The 16,626-nt window shown below is 64.0% G+C and carries 18 protein-coding genes and 1 tRNA gene; 3 read left to right on the top strand and 16 right to left on the bottom strand.

Annotated elements, in window-relative coordinates; translation table 11 throughout:
• Positions 1-7: 7 nt before the first annotated feature.
• From ACSQ3E_RS19490 to ACSQ3E_RS19450, 9 genes are all read right to left on the bottom strand, one after another.
• The gene (locus tag ACSQ3E_RS19490) at positions 8-550 is read right to left on the bottom strand and encodes a nucleoside-diphosphate kinase (protein ID WP_436123960.1); all 543 of its coding nucleotides are present in this window, start codon (positions 548-550) and stop codon (positions 8-10) included.
• 108 nt (positions 551-658) lie between these two features.
• On the bottom strand, positions 659-1,087 hold the full coding sequence (rnk, locus tag ACSQ3E_RS19485) for a nucleoside diphosphate kinase regulator (RefSeq protein ID WP_310320738.1): 429 nt from the start codon (positions 1,085-1,087) through the stop codon (positions 659-661).
• Between the two features lie 288 nt (positions 1,088-1,375).
• Entirely contained in the window at positions 1,376-1,894 is a 519-nt protein-coding gene (locus ACSQ3E_RS19480) for an RNA pyrophosphohydrolase (protein ID WP_436123959.1), read from the bottom strand.
• A gap of 6 nt (positions 1,895-1,900) precedes the next feature.
• On the bottom strand, positions 1,901-3,055 hold the full coding sequence (locus tag ACSQ3E_RS19475; RefSeq protein ID WP_436123958.1) for a divergent polysaccharide deacetylase family protein: 1,155 nt from the start codon (positions 3,053-3,055) through the stop codon (positions 1,901-1,903).
• Positions 3,056-3,164: 109 nt separating this feature from the next.
• Positions 3,165-4,493 (bottom strand): S41 family peptidase, encoded by a 1,329-nt coding sequence (locus ACSQ3E_RS19470; RefSeq protein ID WP_310320731.1) that lies wholly within the window; start codon positions 4,491-4,493, stop codon positions 3,165-3,167.
• A gap of 1 nt (position 4,494) precedes the next feature.
• Positions 4,495-5,814, bottom strand: coding sequence for a murein hydrolase activator EnvC family protein (locus ACSQ3E_RS19465; protein ID WP_436123957.1), 1,320 nt, complete (start codon positions 5,812-5,814; stop codon positions 4,495-4,497).
• Between the two features lie 121 nt (positions 5,815-5,935).
• On the bottom strand, positions 5,936-6,418 hold the full coding sequence (gene rlmH, locus ACSQ3E_RS19460) for a 23S rRNA (pseudouridine(1915)-N(3))-methyltransferase RlmH (RefSeq protein WP_436123956.1): 483 nt from the start codon (positions 6,416-6,418) through the stop codon (positions 5,936-5,938).
• Positions 6,419-6,435: 17 nt separating this feature from the next.
• Positions 6,436-6,813, bottom strand: coding sequence for a ribosome silencing factor (rsfS, locus tag ACSQ3E_RS19455; RefSeq protein WP_310320727.1), 378 nt, complete (start codon positions 6,811-6,813; stop codon positions 6,436-6,438).
• Between the two features lie 167 nt (positions 6,814-6,980).
• Positions 6,981-8,231 carry an MFS transporter gene (locus ACSQ3E_RS19450; protein WP_310320725.1) on the bottom strand — a complete coding sequence of 417 codons (1,251 nt, stop codon included), beginning with the start codon at positions 8,229-8,231 and terminating at the stop codon, positions 6,981-6,983.
• 212 nt (positions 8,232-8,443) lie between these two features.
• On the opposite strand from ACSQ3E_RS19450, the gene ACSQ3E_RS19445 reads away from it, so the two are divergent.
• The gene (locus ACSQ3E_RS19445) at positions 8,444-9,274 is read left to right on the top strand and encodes an AraC family transcriptional regulator (protein WP_436123955.1); all 831 of its coding nucleotides are present in this window, start codon (positions 8,444-8,446) and stop codon (positions 9,272-9,274) included.
• On the opposite strand, the gene ACSQ3E_RS19440 is transcribed toward ACSQ3E_RS19445, so the two are convergent.
• From ACSQ3E_RS19440 to obgE, 4 genes are all read right to left on the bottom strand, one after another.
• Positions 9,264-9,866: a nicotinate-nucleotide adenylyltransferase gene (locus tag ACSQ3E_RS19440; protein WP_310320721.1), complete on the bottom strand. Its 603-nt coding sequence runs from the start codon at positions 9,864-9,866 to the stop codon at positions 9,264-9,266. The two genes, ACSQ3E_RS19445 and ACSQ3E_RS19440, sit on opposite strands and share 11 nt — an antisense overlap.
• An 87-nt stretch (positions 9,867-9,953) precedes the next feature.
• Complete coding sequence (locus ACSQ3E_RS19435) at positions 9,954-11,240, bottom strand: glutamate-5-semialdehyde dehydrogenase (protein WP_436123954.1); 1,287 nt, start codon at positions 11,238-11,240, stop codon at positions 9,954-9,956.
• Between the two features lie 3 nt (positions 11,241-11,243).
• Positions 11,244-12,386, bottom strand: a complete 1,143-nt coding sequence (proB, locus tag ACSQ3E_RS19430; RefSeq protein WP_310321732.1) for a glutamate 5-kinase — start codon at positions 12,384-12,386, stop codon at positions 11,244-11,246.
• Between the two features lie 15 nt (positions 12,387-12,401).
• Positions 12,402-13,439: a GTPase ObgE gene (obgE, locus tag ACSQ3E_RS19425; protein WP_436123953.1), complete on the bottom strand. Its 1,038-nt coding sequence runs from the start codon at positions 13,437-13,439 to the stop codon at positions 12,402-12,404.
• Between the two features lie 117 nt (positions 13,440-13,556).
• Here obgE and ACSQ3E_RS19420 point away from each other — a divergent pair, with 117 nt between their 5' ends.
• Positions 13,557-14,414, top strand: a complete 858-nt coding sequence (locus ACSQ3E_RS19420; RefSeq protein ID WP_436123952.1) for an endonuclease/exonuclease/phosphatase family protein — start codon at positions 13,557-13,559, stop codon at positions 14,412-14,414.
• A 9-nt stretch (positions 14,415-14,423) separates the two neighbouring features.
• Here ACSQ3E_RS19420 and ACSQ3E_RS19415 read toward each other — a convergent pair whose 3' ends face one another.
• The 3 genes from ACSQ3E_RS19415 to rplU all read right to left on the bottom strand — a co-directional run bounded on the left by ACSQ3E_RS19415 (position 14,424) and on the right by rplU (position 15,860).
• Positions 14,424-15,011 carry a GNAT family N-acetyltransferase gene (locus tag ACSQ3E_RS19415; protein ID WP_310320715.1) on the bottom strand — a complete coding sequence of 196 codons (588 nt, stop codon included), beginning with the start codon at positions 15,009-15,011 and terminating at the stop codon, positions 14,424-14,426.
• Positions 15,012-15,134: 123 nt separating this feature from the next.
• The gene (gene rpmA / locus ACSQ3E_RS19410; RefSeq protein WP_055974797.1) at positions 15,135-15,404 is read right to left on the bottom strand and encodes a 50S ribosomal protein L27; all 270 of its coding nucleotides are present in this window, start codon (positions 15,402-15,404) and stop codon (positions 15,135-15,137) included.
• 24 nt (positions 15,405-15,428) lie between these two features.
• Positions 15,429-15,860 (bottom strand): 50S ribosomal protein L21, encoded by a 432-nt coding sequence (gene rplU, locus ACSQ3E_RS19405; RefSeq protein ID WP_115730352.1) that lies wholly within the window; start codon positions 15,858-15,860, stop codon positions 15,429-15,431.
• Positions 15,861-16,320: 460 nt separating this feature from the next.
• Here rplU and ACSQ3E_RS19400 point away from each other — a divergent pair.
• Positions 16,321-16,410, top strand: a tRNA-Ser gene (locus ACSQ3E_RS19400).
• Positions 16,411-16,626: the final 216 nt, after the last annotated feature.

The raw sequence follows: 16,626 nt of genomic DNA, 5'->3' as shown, positions 1-16,626 counted from the left end.
GCGCCTGTCAGGCCGCAGACGGGCCGGGATCGTCGCCGTTTGTCGAGATGTGCCGGATTTTTGTCGGCACGCCAAGAGGTTGTGGCTCGTCAGCGCTGAACACCAGCACCGGAAAGCGGCGTTCCGTCGGGTTGGGACGGACTTCCGGCGCAGCTATTCCCGGCCGCGCCGCCTCCGGCTGGTAGTGGATCTCGTCGACCCTGATGGTCTCGGTCGCGCCGCGTCCGCAGTCGACCGAGATCGACTGGCCCTTGCGCAGGCCGAGCAGGGCAAGCCCGCGTGGCACCGTGATCGGGATGATCTGGCCGACCATGCCGTCCATCGGACCATGCGCGACAATGCGCGTGTGCGGCGCGCCACCGTCGACGCTGAAGGTGACGCGGCTGTTCAGCGTCACCACGTCGGCATCGGCCTCGTTCGAAAACACCACATGGGCCGAAGCGAGCTTCCGGCGCAGAAGCGCCACCAGCGGGCCGCCCGACCAGGCCAGGCGGTCGAGCATCGTCTTGACGATGGCGAAATCCTTGGTCGTCAGCTGACATTTGGACATGGCTTGTCTCCGCAAGCACCGGGCGTTGCCCGGCATGCAGCGCCACGCGTCAAGGTGTGGACGCGCAGGCGGGATTTCAGAATTGGGCTGGTTGAGGCTAGCGCGCCGTCAGTTGGCGTCCGCGCGCGGTGCTTCGACGGCAACGATCTCAAGTTCGAGACGGCGCCCGTCGCGCGATGTCCAGGCAACTGACTGACCTTCACGAAGACCGATCAGCGCGGCACCGACAGGTGTCAGGATCGAGACCTTGCCTTCGGCGATGTCCGCCTTGCCGGGATAGACGAGCGTCACGGTCTTGACCTCGCCATCGCCGCCGCGGAATGTCACCGTCGAACCCATGCGCACTACATTGGCCGGGATGCGGCTGAGCGGCTTGATCTTGGCGCGCTCCATTTCGGCGAGCAGTTCCTCGGCGATGCCCGGCAGGCGGTCGAGGCTGGATTCGGCGAGGCCGGTCAGCCTGGCATGGTCGTTTTCGCTCACCACGATCTCATGTTCGCGGCGCTGCTTGATGTTCTGGCGCAATGGATGCCTCATAGATTCTCGTCCGGCCGGTGCATGAAAAGGCGCACGACCGGTCCGTCCGCGCACAGGCGGACGTGCCCAAAAATGTTCAGACCGTTCCGCTACGGGGCCCGGTTCTCATGATTCATGCGTTGAAGAATGGGCCCCTGGGGCTCGGACGTCGCAAAGCGACCGAGCCGGGGCTAGGATCCCGCGATGGGGCAGACCCGGAACAAGGCAAAGCTGCCAATATGAGCGTAGGTGCACATGGCCGGAGGGTCGCCGACCCCGCCCTGCTTGTCAAGGGCGGCCAGCCAGGCGCTACCCAGCCAGGTGCCGGAACGCCGCGACGACCTCGTCATAGACCTTGCGCTTGAACGGCACGATCAGCTCCGGCAGCTCGAACATCGGCTTCCATGCCCAGCGGTCGAATTCCGCCGAATGACCGCCCGGAGGCGGGTTGATGGCGATCTCGCTCTCATCGCCCTCGAAGCGGAAGGCGAACCATTTCTGCGTCTGGCCACGATACTTGCCCTTGAAGGCGATGCCGAGCAGATGCGGCGGCAGGTCGTAGTCGATCCAGTTGGGCGCCTCGGCGAGCAGGCTGACGCTGCGCATGCCGGTCTCTTCGTACAGCTCGCGCAAGGCGGCAGGATAGGGATCCTCGCCCTTGTCGATGCCGCCCTGCGGCATCTGCCACAGCTGGTCGGTATCAGACAGTTCGCTGTCCGGCTCGGCAATGCGGTGCCCGGCCCAGACCATACCCTTGGCATTCAGCACCATGATGCCGACACAAGGGCGGTACGGAAGGTCTTCAGGCGCGATCTTGGTCTTCGACATCAATTCCTATCCTCGTTCGGGATCGCTCGCGACAGCCGAGATCGGCACGATCTCGATGCCGCGCTTGCGTGCCTCGGTCGCCCATGAGGCCACGGCGTCGACAGTGACGTCGAATGCATTGCCGGTGCCGATGGCAAAGCCCTTGGCACGCGCCGTCCGCTCCAGCTCGTCCAGCTTGTCGAGGATCGCGCCGCGATCCTGCACGCCATCGATGATCGCGTCGCCGGCGGCAAACGGCACGCCGTTCTTCAACGCCGTCTCGGGCGCCAGACTGCGTGCAGAGGTACCGTCGTCGACATAGCCGATGCCGCGCTTGCCGAGCTCGGCCATCATCACGCCCATCGCCTCTGGGCTCGTCGAGAAGCGCGCGCCCATGTAGTTCATCACGGCGGTGTAGTTGGTCGTCCGCGACAGCGTCCAGCGCAGGTTCTTGAGGATCTCGTCAGCACCAGCTTCTACGGTCAGCGTGTTGCGGCCGGGATTGACGTTGGGAAAATCGAATGGCTCGAGCGGCACCTGCATGACGATCTCGTGGCCTTCGCGCCGTGCCGCCTGCATCCAGCGCCCAAGGCTGTTGCCCTGCGGCGCAAAGCCGAGCGTGATCTCCGGCGGCAGCTTGCCGATCGCCGTCTGGGTTCCGGTCTGCGACAGTCCGAGTCCGCCGATGACGATCGCCACACGAGCGCCGCGCGCACCGGACCAGGCCCGGGCATAGACGTCGAACGGGCGGCGCCCGTCGGCTGCGCGTATCGGCAACGGCCCGGACGCGCTGTCCTCGATCAGCGCCTTCTCCGGCAGGTGGGCAATGCGCACATTCTGCCCGACAGCCGATGGGTCGCGGACGACAACGGCACCGCCCTCGCTCTCAGGTGGATTGACGCGGATGATCTGCGGGCCGCCACTGGTCGGCGTCTGTGCCGGTTTCGGCGTGGCTACAGGCTGGGCGGGCGCGGCAACCACTTCAGGAGCTGCAACGGCAACAACTTCAGGTGTGCGAAACGGCTTCTGGCGAAGGGCGATCGAGGCCGAGGCAGCCACCAGCGCAACGACACACAGGCCGGCAAGCAGCGGGCCTTTGCGCAACCAGGCAAGGCGCTTGCCTGCCGGGCGGCGCGGCGCCTGTCCGAGCGGACGCTCGATTTCCTTTTCGATCTGCACCAAGCCGCCTTATGGCCGAAGCCAGCCTCCCCGAATCAAACTGCCGGAACCTTGCGGTCCCGGCAGCATGGCATTGTCATGTTGAGCAGGCCAGCGCTTCGCCGGCCGCCCCTTACTGCTGGTTCATCACGGCCTTGTCGGGGTTGGGCGGGAAGGCCGGATCGGTCTTCTGTCCGCGCAACAGCTCCAGCGCATAGTTGAGCTGCAGGTCGTCCTTTGGCTCCGGCGGCACATAGGCTGCCGAGCCCGAACCCTTGTCGCTTTCCTCGGCGCCCTTGATGTGGCCCTTGAGCTCGGATTCGCCACGGGTCACGTCGCGGCCCTGCATATCCTCGGGCAGCGGCTGGTCGACTTTGATGTCGGGCGTGATGCCCTTGCCCTGGATCGACTTGCCCGACGGCGTGTAATAGAGCGCCGTCGTCAGCCTGAGAGCACCGTTTTCGGCCAGCGGGATGATGGTTTGCACCGAACCCTTGCCGAAGGACTGCGTGCCCACCACGGTGGCGCGGCGCAGATCCTGCAGCGCGCCGGCCACGATTTCCGAGGCACTCGCCGAACCGCCATTGATCAGCACGATCAGCGGCTTGCCGTCGATGTCGTCGCCGGGGCGCGAGTCGAAGCGGGTGATGTCCTTCGGGTCGCGGCCACGAGTCGAAACGATCTCGCCACGGTCGAGGAAAGTGTCGGAGACGCTGACCGCCTGGTCGAGCAGGCCGCCCGGGTTGAGACGCAGGTCGAGCACGTAACCCTTCAGCTTGTCCGTCGGGACCTGCTTCTTGATCGTGTCGATCGCGTTCTGCAGGTCGTCGAAGGTCTTTTCGGTGAAGGAGGTGACCTTCAGGTAGCCGACGTCGTTGTCGACGCGGAACTTGACCGCCTTGACCTTGATGACGTCACGCATGATCGACAGCTCGATCGGCTTGTCAGCGCCTTCGCGCAGGATCGTCAATTTGATCGGCGTGTTGATCAGGCCGCGCATCTTCTCAACAGCGTCATTCAGCGTCAGGCCGCGAACTTCTTCGCCGTCGATCTTGGAGATGTAGTCGCCGGCCAGGACGCCGGCCTTGGCGGCTGGCGTGTCGTCGATCGGGGTGATGACCTTGACCAGCTCGTTTTCCATCGTCACCTCGATGCCGAGGCCGCCGAACTCGCCCTTGGTCTGGACGCGCATGTCCTTGGCGGCTTCAGCGTTGAGATATGACGAATGCGGATCAAGCGAGGTCAGCATGCCGTTGATGGCGTTCTCGATCAGCGCCTTCTCGTCCGGCGGGGTCACATACTGGCCGCGCACGCGTTCGAAGATGTCACCGAAAATGGCAAGCTGGCGGTAGGTTTCGGAACCCGCCGCATTCGCTGTCGAGCCGGGCGCACCGTACACCAGGCTCATCGCGGAGCCTCCCATCAGCGCCCCGGCAAGCAGAAGCGACAGTTTACGCATCATTTCATGTCCTTCCAGAGGTGCGGTCCGCCCACCACGGGGTCGGATCGACGGGTTTTCCATCCTTTCGGAACTCGACATAGAGTTCCGGCGTCGCATTCGCATTTTCAGAGGCTGAGGTGCTCGCCACCCTCGCCTCTCCCATCGCACCGATCGGTTCGCCTGCTAGTACGGACTGACCCGGCGCGACGCTGATTCTGCTCATCCCCGCCAAGACGACATGATAGCCGTCGCCGGCATTGAGGATCAAGAGTTGACCATAAGAGCGGAAAGGCCCCGCATAAAGAACGCTTCCATCCGCCGGAGCGGTGACGATGGCGCCCGATTGTGTCGCAACCATGTCCCCAAGCATGGTGCCGCCGATGCCGTCGTCGGCACCGAAGCGGCGTTTGATGCGTCCGGAAACAGGCAGCGCCACCTGTCCTTGGAGCAGAGAAAACGGAGCGGAAGCAACAAGTTGGTTGGCTTCGGGCACCACCGGGACGACGGGTTCGTTCGCTGCTTTTGCAGCCTCCTCGGCAGCCTTTCGCGCGGCCTCCGCATCGGCCGCCTTCTTCACCGCTTGCTTGTCGAGCGAGGCGATCAAATCTTTGAGACTTTCGGCCCGCGCCGCAAGTTCGGCTGATTTTTTCGTTTCTTCGGCAAGTGCTGTCTCGGATTCCGACCGCAGCCGGTTCTTGGCTTCGAGCAGCAGGTCGAGTCGCGCCTTTTCGCCGGCCTGCGCCGTCATCGCGGTTGTCAGGCGGTCGCGTTCCGCCTCGATCGAGGCAACCACGCGCGACAGCTCCTTGAGGTCGGCCATCAGTATTTCGGTTTCCGAGCGCAGTTCGGGCACCACGGCGCCCAGAAGGATAGCACTGCGGATCGACGACAGCGCGTCCTCCGGCTTGACCAGGATCGCCGGCGGCGGATTGAGGCCCATGCGCTGCAGCGCGCCCAAAACCTCGGCCAGCACGCCACGGCGCATGTTGAGCGAGGTGCGGATGCCCGCCTCCTGCTCCTTCAGCCCTTCGACCTTGCCGGCGATGTCCTCGATGTCTTGGGCGAGCTTGCGCTCCGTCTTGGCCGACTGGATCAGGGCCGCGGTGATCGAGGCGTGATCCTTCTTGACCTGGGCGATCTCGGCCGCCAGCTTTTCACGCCGCTCGGCTGAAACCTCGATGACGCGCGACAGGTTGTCGAGTTCGGACCGGGTTCGGTCCGGGTCCGGCAAGGGCGGCCCCACCTGCGCAAACGCCGCCCCGCACGCCAGCGCGATCCAGCCTGCCGCGACGATGCCGCGGCATGGTTGGAGCCATGCCTTCACTGGGGAATTCCGCGCCATGCGATGATCCGGTTGTATGCTTGCGACCTTAGCGGCGGCATCGTTAACGAACCATCAACCATGTTGGGCCGCGGCCGCCGCGCCGGCAAACTTGCCGTGCATTTTGTCGAATTCCGGGCGCTCAGGCGCGATGATAGGGATGTCCAGAGAGAATTGTCGCCGCACGGTAAAGCTGCTCGCCGAGCATGATGCGGACCATCTGGTGCGGCCAGGTCGCGGCACCAAACGAAATCAGCATTTGCGCTTCGTTGCGCAGTGCCTCGTCATGGCCGTCAGGTCCGCCAATGGCAATCATCACGCCGCGCTGGCCACCGTCGCGAAGCGACGACATCTTGTCGGCGAATTGCTGCGAGGAGAGGTTCTTGCCGCGTTCGTCGAGCAGGATGAGTGCGGTTCCAGCCGCCATCTGGGCGCGTAGCCTGTCGGCCTCCTCGCGCCGCCGTTCATCGACGGTCTGGGCGCGGCTTTCGGCAATCTCGGTGACTCCGGAGAAGTCGAGGCCGAGGGGACCGCCGCTTTTCGAGAACCGGTCGAGATAGCGGTCGGCAAGTTCCTTCTCGGGGCCGGCTTTCATCCGGCCCACGGCATGTACCCAGACTTTCATCCCTGGCGTCTAGCGGCTCAATGAACCGTTTCTTCCTCGAGATCCGGCGCTTGCCACATCTTTTCGATGTTGTAGAACTCGCGGATCTCGGGCCGGAAGACATGGACGATGATATCGCCTGAGTCGATGAGGACCCAGTCGGCACCGGACAGCCCCTCGACGCGGGCAGTGCCGAGGCCGGCATCCTTCAGCGCTGTGAGGAGATGATCGGCAACCGCCGCGACATGACGGTGCGATCGGCCCGAGGCGATGACCATATAGTCGCCGAGGCTCGATTTCCCCTGAATGTCGATGGAGACGATGTCTTCGGCCTTGGAGTCTTCCAGACTGTCAAGGACTGTCTTGAGGGCGCGGGCAACGGCGTCGAATTCGCCTATCCCGGCCGGTGAAGGCATGACTTCCGCCTTCTTCCGAAGTGCTGTTCTCAGTGTCTTTCCTTTCCGACAGGAACAACCAAATCACCCTGAACTCGGGCGACACCATTTAGATAGGCAGAGTTGGGCTACAGTTTCAAGACAAGGCCCGACAAGTTGATCGGGTTGGCGCGGCAGCGCACGGCTTTCTACGGATCCGCCGACGGCGGCAGTTGCGCCGACATCGGCGAAAAGCTGCCCGTCTCGCCCGCCGGCACTGCCCGGCTGATGCGCAGCCGCCACAAAACGAATGCCGAAAACAGAGCCGCAATGACGATGGCGACATGCATGAATGCCTGGGTGCCGTAGATCGCGGTCAAGACGGTGCCAAGTCCCGGCACGATGAAGCCCGACAGAGACCAGGCAAACAGCATGCTGCTCGACAAGGCCACGAGATCATCCTTGTGGGCGCGGTCGCTGGCATGTGCACTCGACAGAGAATAGATCGACTCGCTCGCCCCGCTCCACACGACATAGATCGCAACCATGATCGGCAGCGCACTGCCGTCGAACCGGCTGGCGGCAAGGCCTGCGACAACCACCAGGAGCCCCGCGGCCACCAGCACGTAGCGTCGGTCGGTGCGGTCGGAAATCCAGCCGAGCGGGATTTGAAACAAGAGCGTGCCGAGCGGCATGGCGAACAAAAGCGTCGCCACCTGCTGCTGGGTGAAGCCGCTGGCCGTGGCGTGGATCGGTGCGAAACCGGCGATCATCATCGACAGTCCGCCGACGGCGAGCATGCCGGCAACGCCGACGGGCGAGATGCGCCAAGCGCGCGCCAGCGCTACCGACGCAGCCAGCGGCGGTAGCGGCTGCCGCAGTCGGGTCAGTCCCACAGGCAGGATGGAGATGGCGGCGAAGGCAACACAGAGCAGCGGTGCTTGCGCAGTTGCGATATCGACGAAACGCAGCAGGAACGAGCCAACGCCGAGGCCGACGACATAGGCAACGTAGAAGATTGCCATGACCCGGCCGCGTATGTCGTTACCGACAGCGTCGTTGAGCCAGCTCTGTGCCACGATGAACAGACCACAGATGGCAAAGCCATAGAGCGCTCGAGCGGCGATCCAGACGAAGGGGAACGTACCGGCGGCGACGGCAACGTTGGAGAGCACGATCAGGGCGGAAAACACCATGTAGGCGCGGGCATGGCCGACGCGGCGCACCAGCGCTCCCGTGAGCAGGCAGCCGGCTAGGCCGCCTGCCGACAGGCCGGTTAGCATCGTGCCCGCCCAGGCAGGCGCATAGCCTGCTGCACCGAGGCTGACGGGGATGTAGCCGAACATCAGCCCGTTGCCGACGGCGACAAGCGCCATGGCCAGGATCACACCCGCGACGGCAATGGCCGGCGTGTGCTCGCCTTCCTCGACTTCGCTGGTCACCCCGTGGCGCTGCTCCATGTAACCAGTGTCGCGGCTGGGATGCTTTGGCGCCGCTGCATTTGCGACATCGGCCGTGCAGGTTCAGCCAATAGTCCGCACTGGATCAAAAACGGACCGACCGGTGTTTTCGCCATCGACATCGGCTCAAAAACGCGCTGTGCAGCAAGCACGATCAAATGGACTTCCCCGCGAGCAGGCATACCGGGGCTGTCCTCATGCCGGAAAGACCCATGACCCCCGTCCAAAAAGCCATCTGGTACATCGAAAGCCACTACTCCAAGGACATCGGCCTCGACGACATCGCGACGGCCGGTGGGGTCTCACGCTTCCACATGTCCCGTGCCTTCGCTGCCGCCACCGGGCAATCGGTGATGGGCTATATCAGGGCCCGCCGCCTGACCGACGCGGCACAGGCACTGGCCAAGGGCGCGCCCGACATTCTGGCGGTCGCGCTCGACGCTGGTTACGGCTCGCATGAGGCGTTTACCCGGGCCTTCCGCGACCGTTTCGGGCAGACGCCCGAGGAGGTGCGCGCGAACGGCTCCGTATCCCAGCCCCAACGCCTGGAGCTTCTCAAGATGGATGAAACCTTTGTCGAAAACCTCGCCCCGTCGCGCTTTGTCGACGGTGGCCCCCTGCTCATCGCTGGCTTCGGCCAGCGCTACACCAGCGAAACCAGCCTGGCGATCCCGTCGCTATGGCAGCGCTTCGGGCCGCATTTCGGCAGCGTGCCCGGCCAGAAGAACTATGTCGGCTACGGCGTCTGCTGCAATTTCGACGACGACAGCTTCGAATACATCGCCGGCGTCGAGGTCAAGGATTTCGCCGATCTGACAGCGGAGTACAGCCGCTTGCGCATCCCGCCGCAGCGCTATGCCGTGTTCGCCACCACCGACCACATCTCGATGATCCGCCGCATTACCCATACGGTGTGGAGCAAATGGCTGCCGACATCGGGATATGAAGCTGCCGACGCTCCCAATTTCGAGCTCTACCCGGAAAGCTTCGACCCTGCGACCGGCAATGGCGGCTACGAACTCTGGATCCCGATCAAGAGCTAGGCTTGTCCTTGGCGGTCCCGTTCCTGAGCGCCGTCGATGACAGCAGGGAACGGGGTCCGTGGATGAAGGTCCAGGCGGGGGCCTTCATCCGCGCCAGCAGCGGAGCGTCGCCCTCGTCGACCCGCGCATAGTCGAAGGTCTTGGCAACGACCGACGACAGGAACGACAGCGTCGCCCCCGGCCGGTCGATCACGGCAATCGGGAAAGTCGTGGCGATCTGCCGCCAGCGCTGCCAGCGATGGAAGTCGCGCAGATTGTCGGCACCCATGATCCAGACGAAATCGACGCCGGGGTTGCGCGCCTTGATTAGCGCCAATGTGTCGGCGGTGTAGCGCACATGGTGCGCGGCCTCGAAGGCAGTGACCTTGATGCGCGGGTTTTCCGCGATGCGCTCAGACAGTTCGATGCGCCTGGCGAGCGGTGCCAACTCGCGCGTGCTCTTCAGCGGATTGCCCGGAGTGACCATCCACCACAGCTGGTCGAGCTGCAGGCGGCGCATGGCGATTTCAGCGACAAGGCCATGGCCGGCATGCGGCGGATTGAACGACCCGCCGAACAGCCCGACCTGCATGCCCTTCATTGCATGCGGCATGCGGAGATACTTTTGAGGAACTGGCGGCTCTGACGGCAACAGCAACTTTAGGCCCCCTGAGCCGTCACACCAGCCCGATGCTTTCCTTCACGGCCGAAGCTGGCCGCTGCCGCGCACGCGGTATTTGAACGAGGTCAGCTGTTCGACGCCGACCGGACCGCGCGCATGCATCTTGCCGGTGGCGATGCCGATTTCGGCGCCCATGCCGAACTCACCGCCGTCGGCGAACTGCGTCGAGGCGTTGTGCAGCAGGATCGCCGAGTCGATCTCGTTGAAGAAGCGTTCGACGGCAGTCGCATCCTCGGCGACGATCGCCTCGGTGTGGTGCGACGAGAACGTCTCGATATGTTCGATAGCGCCCGCGATCCCGTCGACGAGCTTCACCGAAATGATGGCGTCGAGATACTCGGTCACCCAGTCGGCGTCGGTCGCCGGCTTGGCGTCGGCAAAGGCCGCGAGCACGTCCTCGTCGGCATGGATCTCGCAGCCCGCAGCACGCAGGGCTTCGAGCACCGGCACCAGATGGGTCGCAGCTACCGCACGGTCTACCAGCAGCGTCTCCGCCGCGCCGCAGATGCCCGTGCGGCGCATCTTGGCATTGACGGCGATGCCCACCGCCATGTCGAGCTTGGCCGACTTGTCGATGTAGAGGTGGCAGATGCCTTCGAGATGGGCGAAGACCGGCACCCGCGCCTCGGTCTGGACGCGTTCGACAAGGCTCTTGCCGCCGCGCGGGATGATGACGTCGAGATTGCCCGACAAGCCCTTGAGCATCTCGCCGACGGCGGCGCGGTCGGCGACAGGTACCAACTGGATCGCATCCTCGGGCAGGTTGGCCGACTTCAGCCCCTCTACGAGGCAGGAATGGATCGCCAGCGACGAATTGAGCGAGTCCGAGCCGCCACGCAGGATCACCGGATTACCGGCCTTGAGGCAGAGCGCACCAGCGTCCGCCGTCACATTGGGACGGCTTTCATAGATCACGCCGATGACGCCGAGCGGCGTGCGCACGCGCTCGATGTGCAGGCCATTGGGACGGTCCCATTCGGCGATCACTTCGCCGACCGGATCTCTGAGGTCGGCAATCGCCCGGATGCCGTCGGCCATGTCGCGGATGCGGTTGGACGTCAGCTTGAGGCGGTCCATGAACGAACCGCTGAGGCCAGCCTCCTCGCCGTTCTTCACGTCGATGGCGTTGGCGTCGAGAATTTCGTGTTCGCGGCGCAGGATGGCCTCGGCCATGCCGATCAGGGCGGCATGTTTGCGTTCGGCGCTGGCAACGGCGAGTGGGCGGGCGGCGGCACGAGCCTTGCGGCCGATCTCGGCCATCAGCCGCGCCGTATCCTCGTGGGACTTCTCATGCGCCTTCAGCATGTCCTACCCTTCCGCTTGCACCGCAACCTTGTCCGTATGGCTGACCACGAGGTCGTCGCGATGGATCATCGCCGAACGCGCCTCGTAGCCTAGAACGGTCTCGATCTCCGCCGTCTTCAGCCCAGCGATCCTTACGGCATCCGCTGCGTCATAGGCAACCAGCCCGCGCGCGATCTCGCGCCCCTCGGGCGACAGGATCGCCACAGTGTCGCCGCGCGAAAAATTGCCGCTGACTAGCTTCACGCCGGCGGGCAGCAGCGACTTGCCCGAAAGCAGCGCGCCCACGGCACCGGCATCGACGGTCAGCCGCCCCGCCGGCTCCAACTGGCCGGCGATCCAGGTCTTGTAGCCCTTCACCGGGTTGCCGCTCGGCCGAAACAAGGTGGAGCGTTCGCCGCGTTCGATCGCCATCAGCGGCGACAGGCGCGTGCCGGCGGTAATGATCATCGCCGTACCGGCCGCAGTGGCGATCTTGCCGGCATCGATCTTCGTCCGCATGCCGCCGCGCGACAGTTCGGAGGCGGCTCCCCCGGCCATCGCCTCGATATCCGGCGTGATGCGGTCGACGACCGGGATGAATTTGGCATTCGGGTCGCTTGCTGGCGGGGCGGTGTAGAGCCCGTCGATGTCCGACAACAGCACCAGCAAATCCGAGCCCATCATCGTCGCCACACGCGCCGCGAGGCGATCATTGTCGCCATAGCGGATTTCGCTCGTCGCCACCGTGTCGTTTTCGTTGATGACCGGCACGGCATTCATCTTGAGCAGCGTCGAGATGGTGGCGCGTGCGTTGAGATAGCGCCGGCGCTCCTCGGTGTCGCCGAGCGTGACAAGGATCTGGCCCGACTTCAGCCCCTTGCGGCCGAGCTCCTCCGCCCAGGCGCCCGACAAGGCGATCTGGCCGACGGCAGCGGCAGCCTGGCTCTCCTCGAGCTTCAACGCGCGCTTGCCGAGGCCGAGGATGGTGCGGCCGAGCGCAATGGCGCCCGACGACACGACAAGCACGTCGGCGCCACCTTCGGCAAGCGTCGCGATGTCATCAGCCATCGATGCCAGCCATTCGCGCTTGAGGCCGGTCGAGCGGTCGACGAGCAGCGCCGAGCCGATCTTGACGGTGATGCGCTTGTAGGTCCGAAGCGAAGGGATCGTCATGGCAGGAGCCTACTTCGTCCAGCGCGCGTCGGAGGGCGCCACTTCACCGCTGGCCAGCCGCGCTTCCTCGACGACGCTCATCAGCGCGCGCAGCGTCTCCTCGACGCCCTCGCGGGTAACCGCCGAAAGCAGGATCGGCGCGCGTCCGGCCGCGCGCTTCAGCGACGCCACCTTCTTCTTGCGTGTGTCGGGGTCGAGCGTGTCGACCTGCGACAGCGCCACGATCTCGATCTTGTCGGTCAACCCATGGCCATAAGCTTCGAGCTCGCCACGCACGACCTTGTAGGCTTTGCCCGGGTTCTCTTCCTGCGCCGACACCAGATGCAGCAGCACGCGCGTACGCTCAACATGGCCGAGGAAACGGTCACCGATGCCAACGCCCTCATGCGCGCCTTCGATCAGGCCGGGAATGTCGGCGATGACGAATTCGCGCGCGTCGATGCGCGCGACACCCAAACCCGGATGCAGCGTGGTGAAAGGATAGTCGGCGATCTTCGGTTTGGCCGCAGTCACCGAGGCAAGGAATGTCGACTTGCCGGCATTGGGCAGGCCGACAAGCCCGGCATCGGCGATCAGCTTGAGCCTGAGCCAGACCCACATCTCCTGGCCTTCGAGGCCGGGATTGGCGCGGCGCGGCGCCTGGTTGGTCGAAGTCTTGAAATGCTGGTTGCCGAAGCCGCCATTGCCGCCCTTGGCAAGCAGATAGCGCTGGCCGACCTGGGTCAGGTCGCAGATCAGCGTCTCGTTGTCTTCTTCATAAACCTGCGTGCCGACTGGCACCTTGAGCGTGATGTCGGAGCCTTTGGCACCGGTCATGTTGCGACCCATGCCGTGAATGCCGGTCTGCGCCTTGAAATGCTGCTGGTAGCGATAGTCGATCAGCGTGTTGAGGCCGTCGACGACCTCGAGCCAGACGTCGCCACCACGGCCACCGTCGCCGCCGTCGGGTCCACCGAACTCGATGAATTTTTCGCGCCGGAACGACACCGCGCCGGCACCGCCGTTGCCGGAGCGAATGTATACCTTGGCCTGGTCGAGAAATTTCATCGGACTGTTCGTTTCTTGTTGCTATTTGGTTGTTTCAGCGAACCTGCCATAACGCAAGGCGTGGCTAAGGGCGAGAGCGGATTGGAAACCGCCTGGAATGACGGGGAGATTTCGACAGTGAAGCTGGTCACCTACAACACCCAGTACGGCATCGGCCGGGATGGCCGCTATGACCTCGAGCGTATTGCGGCCGCCGTTGGGGGCGCCGACATCATCGCCCTGCAGGAGGTGACCCGCAATTTCATGCGCAACAACATGGACAACATGGTCGCCGGGCTTGCCAACTTGCTGCCCGACTACTTCCACATCTTTGGCGTCGCCATGGACATCGACTTCGGTCTGCTCGAGAACGGCAAGCCGGCCAACAAGCGGCTGCAGTTCGGCAACATGGTCATGTCGCGCTGGCCGATCGTCGCGTCGCGCAACCTGCTTCTGCCGCGCACAAGGCGCCTCAGCCGCGGCAACCTGCAACGCTCGGCGCTCGAAGCGCTCGTCATGGCGCCGTCGGGCCCGCTGCGTGTCTATTCCGTACATACCGACCACATCAGTCAGGAGGAGCGCATCGCCCAGATCCGCCACCTCAAGGAACGGGTCTACGCCTTTGCCGCGGAAGGCGGCGTCCTCACCGGCGCCGCCGAATACGGTTTCCCCGAGCTCCCCTGCCCCGAAGAATTCGTACTTATGGGCGACTTCAACATGGTGCCAGGCTCGCCCGAACACCTTGTCATGACCGGCGTGCCCGACCCGGTGGAAGGTCCGCAGATCGTCGCCCATCACCCTGTCGATGCGTACGCGCTGGCGGGTGGTGTCCCGGATGGATCGGTCTCCTGGACCGACACGACCCACCCGGAAAAAACCCGCCTCATCGACTACGTCTTCGTTCAGGCCAACCTTGCCGCCAAGGTCAAATCCGTCCGCATCGACAGTGATGCGGCAGGCTCCGACCACCAGCCGGTGTGGGTCGAGCTGAACTAAGCAGCTGGCTTAGAAGCGCGCCCACGACCTGAGGCTCGCCCAGGTCTTGCGGTCGAGCCGGTAGCGCTCAACCGGAACCTGGCCGGCGACGATCGAGTTCAGCATGCCCTGGCCGGCATACTGGAAGCCGCACTTGTGGATCACCCGCCGCGAGGCCGGGTTGATGACCCGGCACGAGACGTTGAGCACGGCGACATCGGTCGCGCGGAAGGCGAGATCGACGAGCGCATGCGCAGCTTCGGTGGCGTAGCCCGACTTCCAGTAGGGTTCGCCGATCCAGTAGCCAAGCTCGAGCCCGCGGTCGGTGACATTGAGGCCGGCCGAACCGACGAAGGCGCCGGTGTCGGCGATCGTGATGGCATAGACCACCCCGCCGCTTCGCGCACGCGCCATCGACAGAAAGGCCCGCGCCTCGGCCTCACCGTAGGGGTGAGGCATCCGCGACAGCATCTCGGCGATGTGGCGGTTGTCGGCCAGCTGCACCAGCTCGGGGATGTCGTCCTCGTGCGGCGGGCGCAAGACCAGCCGTTCGGTCAGCAATATCGGGCAGTCGATCGACAATCTTTCGTCTTCGACGTCGTCCTTTTCAGCAACCATGTCAAAATCCTCCAGGAAAAAATGAAAAAGGGGAGATGGAAACCCATCTCCCCTGATCCTTTTCCTGGCTTGGCCAGACACCGGTTCCCGAGATGGGGCGCCGGTGTTGTAGTGCGGAACCGGCTACTCCGCGGCCTTGAGAATCGGGTTCACCGATACGTAGGTTCGGCCATTGGCTTTTTTATTGAAGGTCACGGCGCCTGCTTCGAGCGCGAAAAGCGTATGATCCTTGCCCATGCCGACGTTGACGCCGGGATGCCAGGTGGTGCCGCGTTGACGAACGATAATGTTGCCCGGAATCACGGATTCGCTACCGAACTTCTTGACGCCAAGGCGCTTCGACTCTGAATCGCGACCGTTGCGCGACGAACCGCCAGCTTTTTTATGTGCCATGGATGTTCTCCTTCAGCGCTCTGATTACTCTGATTCCGCGACGGCTGCAGCCTTTTTCGGCGCTGCCTTCTTCGCGGGCTTTTCTGCAGCTACGTCAGCTGCGGCTTCGGCCTTCACTGCCGCCTTCTTCGAAGGCTTCGCACCGCCGGTCAGGATCTCGGAAATCCGGACAGTGGTGTGGTGCTGGCGGTGACCGCGGGCGCGACGCGAATTCTGGCGACGACGCTTCTTGAAGGCGATGACGGTCTTGTTGCGGCCGTGCTCGACCACTTCCGCCGTCACCACTGCGCCAGCAACGAAGGGCGCGCCGATCTCGGCGTTTTCACCTTCGCCAACGGCGAGCACTTCAACGAATTCCACGGTGTCGCCGGCGGCGCCGACGAGCTTCTCAACCTTGATCACATCATTGGCGGCAACGCGATACTGCTTACCGCCCGTTTTGATGACTGCGAACATTTTATGCCTTTCGCTGTTCGGTCGGCCTTTTTGAACCACCTGCGCGGTTCGGCCGTCTTTTTGTCAGTCGTTACGGGTTCATGACAAACGGCGCAGAGAACCCTCCACGCCGATTGCAGGGGTCCCGTAACCGAAGGTTGCCATGAAGTCAAGGCGAACACCTTGGCAAAGCTGCGCTTTTGCGGCCAGCCACGCGCCCGGTGCTGACGCGAGCCTTGCGGGGACCCAAGCTTGGGTACAGGCTTCAGCCAAAGCGGACAACCGCTGTGGCAACGCCTGGACAGCCACACGCCCTTGATTCAGCCCATCGAAGCCGGTTTTCCATCGGATTGACGCAGCGTCCGCCTGCCTAAATCGGCTCAATGAAAAAGATACGCTAACACGGTCACATTTGGCCTTGTGCGACAGGCCATGAGCCGTTATCTACTGCGCCGCGCCGGCAACGGCCGATCACGACCGCGGAGAGGTGGCAGAGTGGTCGAATGCACCGCACTCGAAATGCGGCATGGGTGCAAGCCCATCGGGGGTTCGAATCCCTCCCTCTCCGCCATCGTCGCCTGACAAGCCAGAAATCCAAGCCGACCACTGAACCTGCTTTTGCAGGGACTTTGGTTAGGCAGAAATTCTGGGACCAGCCATAGCCCCTGATCTGCCGCGCCTTCGGACGCCCCACCCTCGCCAGCAACGCCCCGTCAGCGAGAGCTAACCATCCAACCCTTCTTTTGCTCGCTCTTTCCAGAACGCGAACAATCTGGGCGTCGCTCCG

Source organism: Aminobacter sp. LjRoot7, assembly GCF_964252895.1.
GTDB lineage: Bacteria > Pseudomonadota > Alphaproteobacteria > Rhizobiales > Rhizobiaceae > Aminobacter > Aminobacter aminovorans_B.
Note: the sequence above shows the minus strand (reverse complement) of the source record. Positions and strands in the feature narration are given on the sequence as shown.